We start from the raw sequence: 15722 nt of genomic DNA, 5'->3' as shown, positions 1-15722 counted from the left end.
TGATTGTTGATCCACGCCGCGGAGGAGCACATTCATGCGATACAGGCTGATGACGGCGACGAGCGCCCTTGTTCTCGGATTGATGACGGCAGCTCATGCCGCCGAGATCAACCAGGATGGCGCGAACGCGATCCGCGACAATCTCAACAAGCTGTTGCCCGAAGACATCGCGAAGAGCGGGGTCGTGGCCGTCAACCCGGCTGGTGCGCGCTACGAGATCGTCTACGATCTGGCCAAGCTGCTCTCCAACATCAACCCGGCGGATTTCGCGATCAGTGGGCTGAAGCCGATTTCGATGTTCGCCACGCCGCAGGACAACGGGCTCTGGAATGTCGAAGGCGACAACAGCCTGAACGTCTCCGGGCATTTCAAGGGGCCGGACCAGAAGCGTACCGATTTCGCCTATTCGATCGCCTCGCTGGTCTATACAGCGGTTTTCGATCCGGCCATCAGCTATTTCCGCTCCGGCGACTTCCGGGCCAAGGACATCAAGATTACCTCGGCGACCGATACCGACCAGGTCAACGCCAGCGTTGGCGACATCCAATACAAGCTCACCTCTGCCGATAGCGCCTCCGCCGGTAGGACTGATTTTGCGGCGAATGGCACTATGACGGCATTTGCCCAGCAGGTCAGCGGCAGGGGAGTGCCCCCCGTCCAGATCAACGCCAACTCCATCGATTTCGACGGCAAGGTCAACAGCGTGCCTGCAAGGCAACTGAAGGACATTGGCGTTTTCATTCTCGACCATGCCGAGGAAAAGCCGCTCAGCAAGGAGAGTGAAGACAAATTGAAGGGCTTACTGCGCGACGCGTTTCCCCTGATCTCTTCGCTTGAAGAAACCATCACATTCAACAATCTTGCTGTGATAAGCGCTGGAGGTAGTGGTGGGGCGAAGAGCGTCGGGTATCATTTCGCCGTCGACGGACCGAGCAATGCGACGCGGCTCGGCGTCGCCATCAATGCTGCCGATGTGACTTTTGACAGTCCCGCAATTCCTGCCGCCTATTCAGCATTCCTGCCACAGACGGTAGATGTGCAGTTTGGTATCCCCGACATGGATTTTGCCGCTTTCGGCGACGAATTCATGAAAATGGACTTCACCAAGGCGTCGTCCGGGGAAAGCGGCCAGAGGGCGGCCGAAAAGCTCTTCCGCGATGGCGCCCTTGTGGTCGACTTCCCAAGGATCAGCGCCAGGTCAGGCGTCTATGACATCGATATTTCCGGGACGATGAAGGGCCGCATCGACAGCAACAAGGACTATTCGCTGCAGGCCTCGATCCTGGCGCGCGACTACGACAAGACGATCGCCGCCGTCCAGCAGCTCGCCAAGGAAAATCCCGAGCTCAACCAGGCGTCCTTCGGGATGCTGATGGTCAAGGGTTTCGCCAAGACCGATCCGGACGGCCGCCAGCGCTGGGACGTGACGGTCAGCCCCGATGGATCGGTGACCGTCAACGGTCAAATCGTCAAAGGTCCTGATAAGCGGCAATAAAAAAGTGCCTCCACGCCCCGCCATAGCCAATGCTATCGCCGCCATGAACGTTGAATGATCAGAACCGGCACGCGCCGCCGCGGATCACCCGGAAGCCCGCATTGCCCGCCTCGCAGGCATTCGGGAAGGTCTGGGTCTGACGGCCGCGCTGACCGCAAACGGGCGCATATTCCCGCGTGCAGATGCCGATCGGACGTTCAGGGCGGTCGGGTCTCTCCGGCCTGCCGGGACGGCCCGGTGCCGGAGGCGGGAAGCGTGGCGGTTCACGGCGGCATTCGCCGCGGCCGACGATCATGAAGCCGCGTTTGCGGGCCTCGCAGGCATTGCCGAACGTTTGCAGCCTTCCGCCACGTTCGCCACAGACAGGTGCAAACTCCATCGTGCACATTTGCGGCCCAGGCGGGCGAGGGCGTGGCGGCGGGCGTGAATAGCCGGGATTGACATCGACCGTGCAGGCGGAAAGCAGAGGGATGAGCGCTACGAGCGCCAGCCGCCGTGAAGTCTTCAGATTTTTGGTTTTCATCATCATTGCTCCCCGGGCAAATAATAGGGGCGAACGTAGACGAAAGCCTGACGCCGATGAAGCGGTAAATGCAACTTCACCGCTTTGGAAGCGATCGGAAGAGAACCCTCAGTCGAAGAGACTGGAGACGGATTCTTCCTGGCTCGTGCGGTTGATGGCTTCGCCGATCAGGTGCGCGGTCGAGATGACGCGAATGTTGTGTGCCGACTGGACAGCCGTCGTCGGCTGGATGGAGTCGGTGATCACCAGTTCCCGCAACATCGATGATGTGATGCGCGTGACCGCGCCGCCGGAAAGGACGCCATGAGTGATGTAGGCCGTGACGCTTGCCGCACCCTGGGCGAGAAGCGCTTGCGCCGCGTTGCAAAGCGTGCCGCCCGAATCGACGATGTCGTCGATCAGCAGACAGTCCTTGCCTTCCACCTCGCCGATGATGTTCATGACTTCGGATTCACCCGGACGGTCGCGGCGCTTGTCCACGATCGCCAGCAGACAGTCCAGGCGCTTGGCGAGCGCGCGGGCGCGCACGACGCCGCCCACGTCCGGCGAGACGACCATGACGTTGCTGATATCGTAATTCGCCTTGATATCGCGCGTCAGCACCGGGATAGCGTAAAGGTTGTCGGTCGGGATATCGAAGAAGCCCTGGATCTGACCCGCATGCAGGTCGAGCGTCAGTACGCGGTCCGCACCGGCCTCGGTGATGAGGTTTGCGACCAGCTTGGCGGAGATCGGGGTGCGGCCCGAGGCGCGGCGATCCTGCCGCGCGTAGCCGAAGTAGGGGATTACCGCCGTAATGCGGCGCGCCGAGGAGCGGCGCATCGCATCGATCATGATGAGCAGTTCCATCAGGTGATCGTTCGTCGGGAAGGAGGTCGACTGGACGACGAAGACGTCCTCGCCGCGGACGTTCTCCTGGATTTCCACGAAGATTTCCTGATCGGCAAATCTTCTGACGCTGGCCTTGCCCAAGGGCACATTGAGATAGTTGCAGATCGCTTCGGCGAGATGCCGGTTCGAATTGCCTGCGAAAACCTTCATTTTGGCCCGCCTGTTGTCCGCTGATAGCCGCGCTTTTTAGCCAGCTTGCTTGTGAATGCAAGGGCAAAGGCGTCACAGGCCTTGATATTTGTAAAAAGCCTGTTGCTAACCGCCGCTCGTCTGCCGCCAGGAATTGAATTCCGCGATTGTCTTCGTGCCGATCTGCTGCATGACGGAAGCGGGAACGCCGGCCCAAGGATCTTGTGTCGCGGAGGGCACCTTTTCCTGTCCCTGGATACGGTGCAGGCGGGCGCCGCTGCCATCGAGAATATCCCACACGTAAACGACCGTCACGTTGCCTTCGTCGGCGAAGGCCGAAAGATAGCCCTTGAGGATGTAGTCACTGCTCGTGTCGTTCGAACTCCTGATGGAGAGGCCGTGCGATCGCGCCTCAGCGCCGAGCTGGCGGGAAAGCGGCGTCACCGCCTGAACAGGAGCGCCGATAATCGGCAGGAAGCGAACGGTGTTGCCGCGGATCGAAGACGATGCAGTGCGGTCGATGGAGGCGACCTGCTGCGGCTGGCGGGCAGGGGCGAGGTCGCCCATGTCCTCCTCTTCGGCCTGTGCATTTGAAACCGGCTCGGCAAGTGCCTCGGATTCGATCGGCGCCGAGGCCGAGGGTGACGCCCCGCGTTGGGCAAGAGCGTCGGCCTGTTCCTGCATCGTTGTTGGAGGTGCGCCGGAGCCCGCTCTGTACGTTTGATTGTAGCCGGAGTGATAGGCTGGCTGCCGCGATTCTTCGGCAAAGGCCTGCTTCGGCTCGGACCCCGCCATGCGTTCGACCTCGTCCTGGGTTACCGGCGAGGAGCGGCGGCCAAGCGAGGAGTCACCGATATCGACCTGCGGCGTCAGGGCATCGGTGGTATTGCAAGCGGAAAGCAGGGCCATGCAGGCAAGGAGCATCGGCGCAGTGTGAGCGTCCCTCATTGCTGTCGTCGTCCTTCCCTCATTCGCATCAGCCCCGCCCGATTTATGAAGGCGGGGACCGCCGACTGTCAATTCCGGATTCTTGCCGGTGATTGTCCGTTACGCGCCGATGAAGTCGAGTGAATGGCGGGAAAGGGCACGCGGCGCAGCCGGTGTCGTCAGGTAAGTCTGGCCAAGCGTCATGGCCGTTCCGGTATCGGAATCGGCGATGATCATGTGCACGAAGAGCGACATGTTTGGTTCGATTTCCTGCGGATTGCCGACATGGAACATCTGGTGCTCCATCCACGATGGCGAGAAGCGGGCGCCGAGCGAATAGCCGCAGGCGTTCAGGCGATGCCGGGCAAGGCCCCGCTCGTCCATGATCTTCGCATGCATGTCGAAGACATCGCCGAAGGTATGGCCGGGCTTCAGTACCGTCTCGATCGCCTGGATGGTTTCGAGGCAGGCATTGTAGAGTTCGCGGTGGCGGTGTGTCGGCTCGCCGATCACGATCGTGCGCATCATGGCGACATGGTAGTGGGCGTAGGTGCCCGCCCATTCCAGCGTGAGCTGGTCGTTTGCATCGAGCTTGCGGCGGCCGGCCTTGTAGCGGCAAAGCAGCGCGTCGACGCCGGAGCCGATGATGAATTCGTTGGCGGGGTAATCGCCGCCACCGGAAAAGACCGCGCCTTGCATGGCGGCAAGGATATCAGCTTCGTCGGCACCGGGCTTGGTCAGCCGTATCGCAGCGTCCAATGCGTCATCGGCAAGTGCCGCGGCACGCTCCACATAGACTACTTCGGTGGGGCTTTTCACCAGGCGCAGGCGGCTGACGAGGTAGGAAGCATCGACGATCTGACCGAAGGTTGAAAGCTGGGCATCGAGCAGGCGTGCGATGCGACCCGTCATGCCATGGGTATCGTATTCGACGCCGATGCGGGCGCCGAGCAGGTCCATGTCGGCGAGCAGGTTCCTGAGGTCGAGCGTCGGGTCGGCATTGACGCGGTCGACCCAGACATGGATGTCGTCGATGATCGAGGTGTGCTTGGCCTGCCGGAGATCCGCCGAGCGGGTGAGCAGCGACATCGTGCCGTCGGCCTTGACGATCAGCGTCTGAAAGAAACAATAGCCGAACGTGTCGTAGCCCGTCAGCCAGTACATGCTTTCCTGGGCAAACAGCAGGACGGCGTCGAGTTTTTCGGCGCGCATCTGGTCAGTCAGGCGGGCGAGGCGGCTTGCGAATTCGGTCCTTTCGAAATGCAGTGCCATTCGGTCAAATCTCCCTAATGCTGATCGCTGAAATCTGGCGGCCGTAATCCGGCTCTTTATTATGTGTTGTACGCCGGTAAGAGAAAAAGCGCTCGCTGTCCGGATAAGTGCAAATTCCGAGGCTTTCGGCGCGGACGCCGGCTTTGCGCAGCCGGTCGACTGTCAGCGCCTGAAGGTCGAACATTGAATGGCCGGGTTTCTCCGACGGAATAAAATACCGCTCGTAAGACAAATCGTGTGTGACGAAGCGGTCGACAAATTCCGGGCCGACCTCATAGCTCGCCTGGCTGATCGAGGGGCCGAGGCAGGCAACGATGGTTTCGCGCTTCGCTCCAAGGTTTTCCATTGCCGCGATTGTGTTCTCCAGAACGCCCGTCAGCGCGCCCTTCCATCCGGCGTGGGCGGCACCGATCACCCGGCTTTCCGGGTCGGCGAACAGGATCGGGCCGCAATCTGCGGCGAGCACTCCGAGCACAAGACCGGGCGTCGCCGTCACCAGCGCATCGGCTTCCGGGCGGGCACCGTTGTAGCTGCCGTCGACGATGACGGCATCCGGCGAGTGGATCTGGTGCACGGTGGCGAGCTTTTCCAGCGGCTGGCCGAACCAGGCGGCGACGCGTCGGCGGTTTTCCATCACCTTTTCGCGATCGTCGTTCGAGCCAAGGCCGACGTTCAGGCCGCGGTAAAGACCATCGGAGAGGCCGCCCTCGCGGGTGAAATAGCCATGAAGGATTGCGTCGCCCGCTGCCTGCTTCAGCAGCGCGCTTTCGATCGGTGCGGGAGAGGCCGCATTTTGCATCAGCGATTCCGGGGTGTTTCGAATGGGGTCATTGTCCGCCGGATCGCCCGGCGAAGCATTGTTGATTGCGCCGGATGTTGGCGCAGGGCGGCGCGCTCTGTCAATCCACCGGACGGAACGGCATCAGATCGACGGCGGGATAGGATACGGCCATCGCCTTGAAAAGCTCGCCCATCCGGCCTTCGCCGGCGCCGGCCAGGCGGTCCACCGCGCTCTGGATGATCTCTTGCGTGCGCGGTTCGCGGTTCCGCCCGAGAGCCGCGGCCCGCTCGACAATGCCGAGCCCTGTCAGGAAATCGCCCTGGTGCAGCGCGCCATTGAGATGGAGGCCGGCGGCAGCGGCGGTTTTCGCAAGATCTGCGAAATCCACATGGCTCGTCAGATCCGCTTCCCCGGGATGGGCGAGAGGCGGATCGAATTCGTGCATGCGCACCGCCTGCAGCGTGTCGCCGAAGCCGGTGACGAGATGGCCGTAATCGATCGCGAGCGCCGTGCCGCCGAAAGCCTTCAGGCGATCGCAGATCGTGATCATGACGGCCTGGCGGGCAGGCGAAATCTCGAAGAGCGTGCCGTTGAGAACTGTTTGATGCGGGTCTGGCAGCAGCACCGGGTCGATGCCGGCAACACCGGCAGCGAATGCCAGTTCGCCATCGGCATCGAGGCCGACCATGCGCTCCCGAAATCCGTTCGGCGTCTTCACGAATTGGCGAATCGGAATGGCGTCGAACAACTCGTTCGCCGCCAGCAGCGTGAAGCCCGGCGGCACCTCCTCGAAGTCCGAATGCCAGCTGATCTTGCCTTCATGGGCATCAAGCGTCTGGCTCTGGATGTCGCGCAGCCGCTCGCTCGTTTCGACGAGATGAACGGTCATGTTCTCGAAGAGGGGCGGGGCGAGGCGTGCGATGACGCGCAGCATGTCCGCCATCATAGTTCCGCGGCCCGGTCCGATTTCAACCAGGCGTACGCCTGCCGGCGTGCCGTGCCGCTGCCAGGCGTGCACGATGAAAACACCGACCATCTCGCCGAAGAGCTGGCTGACTTCGGGCGCTGTGACGAAATCGCCGGATCGGCCAAAGGGTTCGCGGGTCCGGTAATAGCCGTATTCCGGATCGGCCAGGCAGAGCGAGAAATAGTCCGTAACGCTGATCGGCCCGTTCGCCTGAATGATCGCCTTTATCTTTTCTCCGAGTGCGGTCGTCATGGTCGTACCGTCCTGACAGCTCAATGCTGGGGCGCTGTCTGGCTGCGGGACCGGGCCATCGCCCAGATTCCGAGCAGGATCATCGGCGAGGAGAGTACCATGCCCATGGTCAGCCAGTTCGTGCCGAGCAGATAGCCAAGCTGCGCATCCGGCTCGCGGAAGAACTCAACGAAGATGCGTGACAGCGCATAGCCACATACGAACACACCCGTAACGAAGCCCGGCGATTTCAGCGCACGGAAGCCAAAGACGAGAAGGGCAAGCAGGAGGAGAAGCACGATGCCTTCGAGGCCCGCTTCATAGAGCTGGCTAGGGTGGCGTGCAAAAGGTCCGCCGGTGGGGAAAACGACCGCCCAGGGCACGTCCGTGAGCCGCCCCCAGAGCTCGCCGTTGACGAAGTTTGCAATGCGGCCGAAGAACAGGCCGATCGGCACCACTGCGGCGACGATGTCGAAAAGGCTCCACAAAGGAATGCCGTTCTTGCGCGCAAACAGGATCATGGCGATTGTCGTACCGATGATGCCGCCGTGGAAGGACATGCCGCCGTTCCAGATCTCGATCGCGCGGATCGGATCCTCGATGACGAAGGGCAGATCGTAGAACAGGATATAGCCGATGCGGCCGCCGAGCACGATGCCGAGGGCTGCCCAGACGATGAAGTCATCGAGCTGAGCCTTGGTCATCGGCGAGGTGTTTTCCGGCCAGAGCGCATCGTTGGCGGCGATCCGGCGCGCATAGAGCCATCCGAGCATGATGCCCGTGACATAGGCGAGGCCATACCAATGAATCGCCAGCGGACCGATCGAAAAGGCGATCGGATCAATATTCGGAAACGGCATGATCGCAAGAAGATTGGCTGCTGTCGGCAAAGCTTTCCCACCCGTTGATGTGCGCGGAACATGGCTTTGCGTTACGAGGCGGTCAAGTCGATTGTGAGGCAGCCGAATGGCTGGGGGCTGCTTATCCAGAGCAAAGCGCTTGCAAGCCAAGCGTTGAAGCCCTACCTCATTCTCATGAGCCTGAGGGCCAAGAAATCATGTCATGCGAAGGAGAGAAACTACCATGACGACCGGCACAAATCGCATCATGGACGAATTCGCCAAGCTGATGACGGACGCAGCAGGCGCCGCCCAGGGTGTGCGCAAGGAGATCGAGACGGCCTTCAACGCGCAGGCAGAGCGCTGGTTGAACGGCATGGATGTGGTCAAGCGCGAGGAATTTGAAGCCGTCCGCGAAATGGCGATCAAGGCCCGCGACGAAGCCGAAGCACTTCAAGCCCGCGTTGCCGCGCTCGAAGCACAGCTTGCTGCAAAGGCCAAATAGTTCCCGTTCCGGCACAAGTGCGGTGTGGCGCATCAGCGGCACGCCGCTCCTTCGATAAAATAATCAGGTGATGTTTTCCACCTGTGGACACTGCCAAAAAACCCAATTCGCAGAGTCGTTTATAACCTCCTTCTGAATCAAATTCCGAACAGCTTTCCACAGTGCCTTTCCGAAAATCGGCGCTCGGGGGCTGGTACCTCAGCGGGTGCATTATACACTGATTTTAAATGATGATTCGAAACGGACATTGGTAAGCTCCGGGCAGGTTCACTGCGTGAGGTCTGGCAGCGGTTCAACGATCATCCGAGTGGTGGTTCCGGTATTTGCGTATCTTTGCTTTGGTGAATCCAAGTTCAGTCGCATTCGTCCGGTCAAGAAGGTGCTGCATGAGCCTTATGGAATTGGAAATCGAACGTCAGTCGAACCCGGTCGACATGATCGAGTACGTCGCCTCCAACAATGACTGGTCGTTTGAGCGGTCGGGCGAGGACGAGATCGCTATGACGGTCGAGGGAAAGTGGACCGACTACCACGTTTCCTTCTCCTGGATGGAGGAATTCGAAGCGCTGCATCTCGGTTGCGCTTTCGACATCAAGGTTCCCGAAGCACGCGTCAACGAAGTCACCAAGCTTCTGGCGGCGATCAACGGCCAGGTCCTGATGGGACATTTTGATCTGTGGCGGCAGGAAGATGTGATAATCTTCCGGCAGTCGCTGCTCCTGGCAGGCGGCGCTGAACCCACGAACCGTCAGGTGGAAGTCTTGCTTTCGAGCGCGCTCGATACCTGCGAGGCCTACTATCAGGCGTTTCAGTTTGTCATCTGGTCCGGCTTGGATGCCGCCAAGGCCATGGAAGCGGTCCTTTTCGAAACGGCCGGTGAAGCATAAAATGTCAGCATCTTCTTCGGATACAGTCGTTCTCGTCGGCGCCGGCAATATGGGGGGCGCGATGCTCTCCGGCTGGCTGAAGAGCGGTGTTCCGGGCTCCTCCGTTGTCGTCGTCGATCCTGGTCCGTCTCCAGCGATGAAGAAGACGATCAGCGACGCAGGCGCGAAACATGTCGAAGCGGCTCCAGCCGATCTCAAGGCCGGTGTCATCTTCCTTGCGGTCAAGCCGCAGGTCATGGAAACGGTCCTGCCGCCGGTGAAGAGCGCCGTCGGCCCCGGTACGGTCATCGTTTCGGTGGCTGCGGGCAAGACGCTGTCTTTCCTGGAAAAGCATCTCGGCAACGCCGCCATGGTTCGCGCCATGCCGAATACGCCGGCCATGGTCGGCCGCGGCATAACCGGCGCCTTCGCCAATCCGCGCGTCAGCGCCGAGCAACGTGAGCGCGTCCATTCTCTTCTCAGCGTATCGGGTCCTGTTGAGTGGGTTCAGGCCGAGTCGGATATCGATGCCGTGACGGCATTGTCCGGTAGCGGTCCGGCCTATGTGTTCTATCTCGTCGAGTGTATGGCAGAAGCGGGCCGTAAACTTGGCCTGCCGGCGGACCTCGCCATGCGCCTTGCACGGGAAACTGTCGCGGGGGCTGGTGAACTTCTGCACCAGTCCCCCGATGAGGCTTCGAGACTTCGCCAGAATGTCACGTCGCCCGGCGGCACGACTGCCGCGGCCCTTTCCATCCTGATGGCGGAGGAGGGCATGCAGCCGCTGTTCGACAAGGCGATCGCCGCAGCCCGCAAGCGGGCTGAAGAGCTCGCGGGCTGAGACGTCGCTATGGCTGAAGAAATCACCTTTGCCGATTTCGAGCGCGTGGATATTCGCGTCGGCACCATTATCGAGGCCAGCGCCTTTCCGGAGGCGCGCAAACCGGCAATCAAGCTGCTGATCGATTTCGGGCCGGAGATCGGCGTCAAGAAATCCTCGGCGCAGATCACCGTGCATTATGCTGTTGAGAGCCTCGTCGGCCGCCAGGTTCTCGGCGTCGTGAATTTTCCTCCACGTCAGATCGGGCCATTCCGTTCGGAAGTCCTAACGCTGGGCTTTGAGGACGAGGCGGATGCAATCGTTCTTGCTGCAGCGGATAAGCCGGTGCCGAACGGCAGGAAGCTGATGTGATCAGTGGGTTGCCTCAATTGACATGCCATACTCTGTCCATACAATATGGTTATGCTGAAAGCTGTCTGGAGCGTTGAGAAGAATAATCAGCTCAAGGCTGATTCCAGCAGGAATATATGTTTTGAAGATATCGTAGCGGCTATCGAAAATGGCGGCCTGCTGGCGGATATCAGACACCCAAACAGCGTTAAATATCCCAATCAACGCATTTTGGTCGTCTTGAACGAGGGATATGTCTACGCTGTTCCCTATGTTCGGCACGATGACGATACTATCTTCTTAAAGACAGTTTATCCGAGCCGAACTTTGACGCGCATGTATCTGACGGACGACGCCGATGAAACATAAGAATGTTGAGCCACTGGACGAGGAAGAGGCCGATCTCATCGAAAGCCTCGAATCGTTGACCGAAAAACCTGAAAACCTTCTGACACCCCAGCGGCGGAAGGAAATCGAAGCGATGGCACGGGCGACGATGAACGACGAGCGCGAGAAAATCTCGTTACGTATTTCCCGCTCCGATCTCGCTCGCCTCAAATCCCGTGCGATGCAGGAAGGGATTCCCTACCAGACGCTCATCAACTCGCTCATCCATAAATATGTGACGAGCTGATGTGATCAGTGAATGTCGCGCGAGACCGGATCGGTCAGCGTGAACTCATGGAAAACGGCTTCAAAGCCCGCGCGTTGCGGTGAGCAGAATGCCGGGCCGACCATGACCTCCTCGATAGATGGATCGAACCAGGCGAGACGCGCCATGCGCCATTCGCTCACCTGGTCGGTCCGATATTGAATGAAGAGGGCGTCCTTGTTGCGCGTCGCGCGAAGCGAGAGCCGCTCGAATTCTTGCTCGATGCGAAAGGCCGACCAATCGGAGTTGCCATTGGTGACGACCGTGCTGAAGTGCTTTGCGCCGTCCGTATATTCGATCCCGCATTTCATCCAGCGTGTGGAATCCGCACGGATCATTAGCCCTGCCTGATCGTAGAGCTCCCGGTAGGCGCCTGAGAATGTCACTTCCGCAGTAAAATCGCCTTTGCGCCGCCGGTACAGAAAATGGCCGTCGTCGCGGTGGAAGCCGTAGTAGGTCCCCTGCCAGAAATCGGTCCTGTCGCCGGATCGCACGTGCAGTGCGCCGTCGCGAAGCTCGGCGGAGGGCGGAGGATTGAGCCAGGTCATCGAGGCAAGGTCGATCGCCATTCGGACCTCACGCTGGTAGACGGATGGTTGCCCGGAGACCACCGAACGGGCTATCGCCGAGTATGACGTTGCCGCCGTGGCTGCGGGCGATATCGCGCGCGATTGCAAGGCCGAGGCCGGTGCCTGAATCATCCAGATTCCGTGCCTCGTCCAGGCGGAAGAAGGGCTTAAAGACATCTTCGCGGTTCTTCTCGGGAATCCCCGGGCCGTCGTCGTCAAAGTTCAGAGTCAGCCATTTGGCACTATGCTTCGCCTCGATCCTGAGTGTATTCGCGTACCGGCGGGCATTGGATGCGAGATTGGTGACCAGTCGTGTGAAAGCGTTCGGCCGGACCAGAATTTCGTCGTCGCCTTCGATCGAATAACTGAACTTCTTTTCATGCAATGCGAAGTCCGCCTCGATTTTTCCCAGCAGTTCGGTGAGCCTCAGCTCTCCGACGTCCTCTTCGATTTCGCTGCGCGCGAAGGCCATGTAGGCTTCGAGCATTGACTGCATGTCGTTGACGTCGTCGCTCAGGCCCTGGAGTTCCGGATTGCTGCCGGCGAGGGCCAGTTGCAGCTTGAAGCGCGTGAGGACCGTTCGCAGGTCGTGGCTGACGCCGGTCAACATCGCGGTTCGCTGTTCGATCTGCCGCTCGATCCGCTCGCGCATCAAAATAAAGGCGAGCCCCGCACGCCTGACCTCATCGGCGCCGCGTGGATGAAAATCGTCGAGTTTCTGCCCTTTGCCGAAGCTTTCGGCGGCACGCGCTAGCATCTGGATCGGGCGGATCTGACCGCGCAGGAAGAGGATCGATACGCCAATGAGCACGAGCGATGCGCCGACCATCCAGACGATGAAAATATGAGTATTGGATGCATAGGTCTGATTGCGTTTGGTCAGTACGCGCAGAATCTTGTTGTCCAGCTTTATCCGGATTTCAACGAGGCTCGAGTCCCCCACCGTATCGATCCAGAAGGGCCGCTTGATCTGGTCGCTGATTTCATCGCTCAGAATACCGTCGAGGATCGAGAAAAACGGCTTTTGCCGCGGCGGCGGCAGATCTCCGTCGGGCTCGATCGAGATCTGCAAGTTCAACTCGTTATCGGCGATGCGCGTGATTTGGCTGTAATCCGCGTCCTGCGGATAAGTTTCGATGATCTGTATGATGGCTGCGATGTCGCGCGTGACGGCGCTCGACAGCCGCTGCGTCACCATTTGCCAGTGACGTTCCATGAATACCGCGGCCACGACCGATTGCAGCAGCACCATGGGTATGATGATGATCAGCAGCGAGCGGGTGTAGATGCCAGTAGGCAGTACGCGGCGGCGCAGCCAACGAGCGAACGACTTCCATCCGGAGACTGGCCAACGGTCTTCGCGGCGCAGTGAATCGAAAGTCACCATTACAGTCGTGATCCTGACATTGCGGCTATCAATCGATACTCAATCTATATCCTATACCACGAACTGTCTGAAGCCAGACAGGATTTGCAGGGTCGTCCTCGATCTTGCGCCGCAGTCGATTGATCTGCACGTCGATGGTGCGCTCGCCGACTTCGACGTCGCCCCCTATGAGTTCGTGTCGCGGGATGGTGTCGCCGGCGCGCTTGGCAAAGAGCAGCATGATTTCCTGCTCACGATCCGTAAGCCGGATCACCTCCGTTGCCTTCTTCAGTTCCCTGCGGGTGAGCGAGAACGTGTAGGGTCCGAACATGACCTGCTCGATCTTCGGCGCGTCCGAAGCATTCCGGCGCAGGATATTGTTGACGCGCAGCACCAGTTCGCGCGGATCGAAAGGCTTGGAGAGATAATCGTCGGCGCCTGCTTCAAGACCGGCAATCCGGTTATCGGATTCAGCCAGCGCCGTCAGCATGATGATCGGGACGTTCTTGATGGAGCGAAGGCCGCGCGTCACCTCGATGCCGGACTCGCCGGGCATCATCACGTCCATGATGATGAGATCGAAGTCGAGCCCTGCCAGCTTGCGCTGCGCCTCCGCGCCGTCCGCAGCCACTGTCACCCTAAAACCGTTCTCCGTCAGGTAGCGATTCAAAAGGGCGCGGATGCGGGTGTCGTCGTCGACCACAAGCAGATGCGCCGCATCATCCGAAATGATTGCTTTTCCCGCCATTCAATCCCCTTTTCCCGCATTTCTATCGCGCATACCCCTCAGGAATGCCCTTACGCCCTCGCGCGCTTCGGGAGAGGCACCGTCGAATGCCCTCTCAATACGGCGCGATTGCGGCTCCGCCAGAGCGAGCGCCAGTTCGCGCCCTGTCTTTGTCGGATAGAGCTTGCGTTGGCGCCGGTCTTCTGGCCCCGCCACCTGACGAATATACCCCGAATCGATTAGTTGTTTGAGCACTCTTGCGAGACTCTGCTTGGTAATCTTCAACGTATCCAAAAGATCGGCAACGGTCATGCCCGGCTCACGGTTAACGAAATGCACCACCCTGTGATGGGCACGGCCAAAGCCGCTCTTTGCGAGGATTGCATCCGGATCGGAGACGAAATCGCGATAGGCGAAAAAGAAAAGCTCGATGATTTCGAAGTCGATGATGCCGGTGTTTTTCATCGGTTCGGCTAAAGGTTCAATTTTGCCTGCTCTCGAGCTGGTTTGTCTTACCGCCACGTTATTTCCTTTCTCGCCGGGCGCCGTCCTGGAAGCTTTTGCAAAGATATGGCAGCTTTGTTGACATAAATTTTCGCCGCTGGTAGCTTTCGCGGACTTTGGAGACGGAACGGAACAATCGTTTCGAGCCCGTCTTTTCTCCCCTACAACGTATATTATCCCCACTGCGTCTGTGGATAAAACGTATTGGGGACAACAATCAACAGGCATGGCGTGCGAGCGCCGGAGGATAAGACAATGGCTTCAGTTCCTTTCGATCAGCTGGAGGGCGAAATCTGGTTCAACGGCGAGTTCGTGCCGTGGAAAGACGCGAAGATCCATGTGCTGACCCACGGTCTGCATTATGCCAGCGCGGTCTTCGAAGGTGAGCGCGCCTATGGCGGCCGCGTCTTCAAGCTGACCGAGCATAATCAGCGCCTTCACAAGTCCGCTGGAATCCTCGGCTTCAAGGTGCCTTATTCGGTCGAGGAACTCGATGCGGCAACGATCGAACTGCTGAAGCGCCAGGGTTTTTCCGAGGCTTATGTGCGGCCGATTGCATGGCGCGGCAGTGAAATGATGGGCGTTTCGGCTCAAGCGACCCGCATCAATGTCGCGATAGCGATCTGGCAGTGGGGCAGCTATTTCAATCCGGCGGAAAAGCTCAAGGGCATCCGCCTCGACATCGCGGAATACCGCCGCCCTGACCCGAGGACAGCGCCAGCTGCATCGAAGGCGGCGGGTCTCTACATGATCTGCACCATCTCGAAACACGCCGCCGAGGCCAAGGGCTACGCGGATGCGATGATGCTCGACTATCGCGGTCAGGTCGCCGAAGCGACGGGTGCCAACATCTTCTTCGTCAAGGATGGTGTCGTTCATACGCCTACGCCGGATTGCTTCCTCAACGGCATCACGCGCCAGACGGTGATCGAACTCGCCAAGCGCCGCGGTTACCAGGTCATCGAGCGGGCGATACAGCCGGAAGAGCTCTCGAACTTCACCGAATGCTTCCTGACGGGGTCTGCCGCGGAAGTCACACCGGTATCAGAAATCGGGCCCCATAAATTCACGCCTTCGACCATCACAGAGACATTGATGAACGACTACATGAAGGAAGTGTACCCGGCGGCTGCGAGCGCTGCCGAATAAGTTTTCCACAGAAATGGCAAAAGGCGGCATGCGAGCCGCCTTTTTTGTTTCGTTTCAGGCCAACCCTCTGTCTCAATCATAGACATAGACAATACGCCGGGTGCCCGGATCGACCAGAACCGGACGGTCATTGATGCGCACGTAGCGGTACTGATAGT

20 protein-coding genes are annotated in these 15722 nt (G+C 59.6%); 8 read left to right on the top strand and 12 right to left on the bottom strand.

Annotated elements, in window-relative coordinates; genetic code table 11:
* Nucleotides 1-34: 34 nt before the first annotated feature.
* Complete coding sequence (locus tag ACPYOI_RS22925; RefSeq protein WP_481417725.1) at nucleotides 35-1495, top strand: hypothetical protein; 1461 nt, start codon at nucleotides 35-37, stop codon at nucleotides 1493-1495.
* A 58-nt stretch (nucleotides 1496-1553) separates the two neighbouring features.
* Here the strand turns inward: ACPYOI_RS22925 and ACPYOI_RS22920 are convergent, their stop codons facing one another.
* The 7 genes from ACPYOI_RS22920 to lgt form a co-directional block, all read right to left on the bottom strand.
* Nucleotides 1554-2018 (bottom strand): Kazal-type serine protease inhibitor family protein, encoded by a 465-nt coding sequence (locus ACPYOI_RS22920; RefSeq protein WP_481417724.1) that lies wholly within the window; start codon nucleotides 2016-2018, stop codon nucleotides 1554-1556.
* Nucleotides 2019-2126: 108 nt separating this feature from the next.
* Nucleotides 2127-3059 (bottom strand): ribose-phosphate pyrophosphokinase, encoded by a 933-nt coding sequence (locus tag ACPYOI_RS22915; protein WP_168830501.1) that lies wholly within the window; start codon nucleotides 3057-3059, stop codon nucleotides 2127-2129.
* A gap of 105 nt (nucleotides 3060-3164) precedes the next feature.
* Nucleotides 3165-3986, bottom strand: coding sequence for a hypothetical protein (locus tag ACPYOI_RS22910; protein WP_481417723.1), 822 nt, complete (start codon nucleotides 3984-3986; stop codon nucleotides 3165-3167).
* 99 nt (nucleotides 3987-4085) lie between these two features.
* Nucleotides 4086-5237 carry a M24 family metallopeptidase gene (locus tag ACPYOI_RS22905; RefSeq protein ID WP_481417722.1) on the bottom strand — a complete coding sequence of 384 codons (1152 nt, stop codon included), beginning with the start codon at nucleotides 5235-5237 and terminating at the stop codon, nucleotides 4086-4088.
* A gap of 4 nt (nucleotides 5238-5241) precedes the next feature.
* A complete protein-coding gene (gene pgeF / locus ACPYOI_RS22900) occupies nucleotides 5242-6036 on the bottom strand; it encodes a peptidoglycan editing factor PgeF (protein ID WP_481417721.1) in 795 nt (264 codons plus the stop codon).
* A 100-nt stretch (nucleotides 6037-6136) separates the two neighbouring features.
* Nucleotides 6137-7237, bottom strand: coding sequence for a class I SAM-dependent methyltransferase (locus ACPYOI_RS22895; protein ID WP_481417720.1), 1101 nt, complete (start codon nucleotides 7235-7237; stop codon nucleotides 6137-6139).
* Nucleotides 7238-7257: 20 nt separating this feature from the next.
* Nucleotides 7258-8106, bottom strand: a complete 849-nt coding sequence (gene lgt / locus ACPYOI_RS22890) for a prolipoprotein diacylglyceryl transferase (protein ID WP_481417719.1) — start codon at nucleotides 8104-8106, stop codon at nucleotides 7258-7260.
* 193 nt (nucleotides 8107-8299) lie between these two features.
* Between lgt and ACPYOI_RS22885 the strand changes: the two genes are divergently transcribed.
* From ACPYOI_RS22885 to ACPYOI_RS22860, 6 genes are all read left to right on the top strand, one after another.
* Entirely contained in the window at nucleotides 8300-8560 is a 261-nt protein-coding gene (locus ACPYOI_RS22885) for an accessory factor UbiK family protein (protein WP_481417718.1), read from the top strand.
* Between the two features lie 386 nt (nucleotides 8561-8946).
* A complete protein-coding gene (locus ACPYOI_RS22880) occupies nucleotides 8947-9447 on the top strand; it encodes a type III secretion system chaperone family protein (RefSeq protein ID WP_481417717.1) in 501 nt (166 codons plus the stop codon).
* A 1-nt stretch (nucleotide 9448) separates the two neighbouring features.
* Nucleotides 9449-10267 carry a pyrroline-5-carboxylate reductase gene (proC, locus tag ACPYOI_RS22875; RefSeq protein ID WP_481417716.1) on the top strand — a complete coding sequence of 273 codons (819 nt, stop codon included), beginning with the start codon at nucleotides 9449-9451 and terminating at the stop codon, nucleotides 10265-10267.
* Nucleotides 10268-10276: 9 nt separating this feature from the next.
* A complete protein-coding gene (locus tag ACPYOI_RS22870) occupies nucleotides 10277-10618 on the top strand; it encodes a tRNA-binding protein (RefSeq protein ID WP_481417715.1) in 342 nt (113 codons plus the stop codon).
* A gap of 51 nt (nucleotides 10619-10669) precedes the next feature.
* Complete coding sequence (locus ACPYOI_RS22865) at nucleotides 10670-10966, top strand: DUF4258 domain-containing protein (RefSeq protein WP_481417714.1); 297 nt, start codon at nucleotides 10670-10672, stop codon at nucleotides 10964-10966.
* Complete coding sequence (locus ACPYOI_RS22860; protein WP_481417713.1) at nucleotides 10956-11231, top strand: CopG family antitoxin; 276 nt, start codon at nucleotides 10956-10958, stop codon at nucleotides 11229-11231. The genes ACPYOI_RS22865 and ACPYOI_RS22860 overlap by 11 nt, the downstream gene beginning before the upstream one ends.
* Before the next feature lie 5 nt (nucleotides 11232-11236).
* On the opposite strand, the gene ACPYOI_RS22855 is transcribed toward ACPYOI_RS22860, so the two are convergent.
* From ACPYOI_RS22855 to ACPYOI_RS22840, 4 genes are read right to left on the bottom strand one after another with little or no spacing between them, the layout of a single operon-like run.
* On the bottom strand, nucleotides 11237-11818 hold the full coding sequence (locus ACPYOI_RS22855; protein WP_481423401.1) for a DUF1349 domain-containing protein: 582 nt from the start codon (nucleotides 11816-11818) through the stop codon (nucleotides 11237-11239).
* Nucleotides 11819-11825: 7 nt separating this feature from the next.
* The gene (locus ACPYOI_RS22850) at nucleotides 11826-13205 is read right to left on the bottom strand and encodes an ATP-binding protein (RefSeq protein ID WP_481417711.1); all 1380 of its coding nucleotides are present in this window, start codon (nucleotides 13203-13205) and stop codon (nucleotides 11826-11828) included.
* A gap of 28 nt (nucleotides 13206-13233) precedes the next feature.
* Nucleotides 13234-13932: a response regulator gene (locus ACPYOI_RS22845; protein WP_168830513.1), complete on the bottom strand. Its 699-nt coding sequence runs from the start codon at nucleotides 13930-13932 to the stop codon at nucleotides 13234-13236.
* Nucleotides 13933-14376: a MarR family winged helix-turn-helix transcriptional regulator gene (locus ACPYOI_RS22840; RefSeq protein ID WP_481417746.1), complete on the bottom strand. Its 444-nt coding sequence runs from the start codon at nucleotides 14374-14376 to the stop codon at nucleotides 13933-13935. It abuts the gene before it with no gap.
* Between the two features lie 294 nt (nucleotides 14377-14670).
* Between ACPYOI_RS22840 and ACPYOI_RS22835 the strand changes: the two genes are divergently transcribed.
* Nucleotides 14671-15564, top strand: coding sequence for a branched-chain amino acid aminotransferase (locus ACPYOI_RS22835; protein WP_481417710.1), 894 nt, complete (start codon nucleotides 14671-14673; stop codon nucleotides 15562-15564).
* Between the two features lie 72 nt (nucleotides 15565-15636).
* Here ACPYOI_RS22835 and ACPYOI_RS22830 read toward each other — a convergent pair.
* Nucleotides 15637-15722 (bottom strand): DUF1236 domain-containing protein (locus ACPYOI_RS22830; protein WP_481423404.1); only part of this gene is annotated, 86 nt, incomplete at its 5' end.

This window comes from Rhizobium sp. SVR5-2C (assembly GCF_056755115.1).
This window is presented reverse-complemented; position numbering and strand designations above follow the sequence as displayed.

Excerpts from the sequence above, each read along its gene's own strand:
- ACPYOI_RS22925 (WP_481417725.1), top strand. The coding sequence starts at position 35 with ATGCGATACAGGCTGATGACGGCGACGAGCGCCCTTGTTCTCGGATTG.
- ACPYOI_RS22920 (WP_481417724.1), bottom strand. The coding sequence starts at position 2,018 with ATGAAAACCAAAAATCTGAAGACTTCACGGCGGCTGGCGCTCGTAGCG.
- ACPYOI_RS22915 (WP_168830501.1), bottom strand. The coding sequence starts at position 3,059 with ATGAAGGTTTTCGCAGGCAATTCGAACCGGCATCTCGCCGAAGCGATC.
- ACPYOI_RS22910 (WP_481417723.1), bottom strand. The coding sequence starts at position 3,986 with ATGAGGGACGCTCACACTGCGCCGATGCTCCTTGCCTGCATGGCCCTG.
- ACPYOI_RS22905 (WP_481417722.1), bottom strand. The coding sequence starts at position 5,237 with ATGGCACTGCATTTCGAAAGGACCGAATTCGCAAGCCGCCTCGCCCGC.
- pgeF (WP_481417721.1), bottom strand. The coding sequence starts at position 6,036 with ATGCAAAATGCGGCCTCTCCCGCACCGATCGAAAGCGCGCTGCTGAAG.
- ACPYOI_RS22895 (WP_481417720.1), bottom strand. The coding sequence starts at position 7,237 with ATGACGACCGCACTCGGAGAAAAGATAAAGGCGATCATTCAGGCGAAC.
- ACPYOI_RS22885 (WP_481417718.1), top strand. The coding sequence starts at position 8,300 with ATGACGACCGGCACAAATCGCATCATGGACGAATTCGCCAAGCTGATG.
- ACPYOI_RS22880 (WP_481417717.1), top strand. The coding sequence starts at position 8,947 with ATGAGCCTTATGGAATTGGAAATCGAACGTCAGTCGAACCCGGTCGAC.
- proC (WP_481417716.1), top strand. The coding sequence starts at position 9,449 with ATGTCAGCATCTTCTTCGGATACAGTCGTTCTCGTCGGCGCCGGCAAT.
- ACPYOI_RS22870 (WP_481417715.1), top strand. The coding sequence starts at position 10,277 with ATGGCTGAAGAAATCACCTTTGCCGATTTCGAGCGCGTGGATATTCGC.
- ACPYOI_RS22865 (WP_481417714.1), top strand. The coding sequence starts at position 10,670 with ATGCTGAAAGCTGTCTGGAGCGTTGAGAAGAATAATCAGCTCAAGGCT.
- ACPYOI_RS22860 (WP_481417713.1), top strand. The coding sequence starts at position 10,956 with ATGAAACATAAGAATGTTGAGCCACTGGACGAGGAAGAGGCCGATCTC.
- ACPYOI_RS22855 (WP_481423401.1), bottom strand. The coding sequence starts at position 11,818 with ATGGCGATCGACCTTGCCTCGATGACCTGGCTCAATCCTCCGCCCTCC.
- ACPYOI_RS22850 (WP_481417711.1), bottom strand. The coding sequence starts at position 13,205 with ATGGTGACTTTCGATTCACTGCGCCGCGAAGACCGTTGGCCAGTCTCC.
- ACPYOI_RS22845 (WP_168830513.1), bottom strand. The coding sequence starts at position 13,932 with ATGGCGGGAAAAGCAATCATTTCGGATGATGCGGCGCATCTGCTTGTG.
- ACPYOI_RS22840 (WP_481417746.1), bottom strand. The coding sequence starts at position 14,376 with ATGAAAAACACCGGCATCATCGACTTCGAAATCATCGAGCTTTTCTTT.
- ACPYOI_RS22835 (WP_481417710.1), top strand. The coding sequence starts at position 14,671 with ATGGCTTCAGTTCCTTTCGATCAGCTGGAGGGCGAAATCTGGTTCAAC.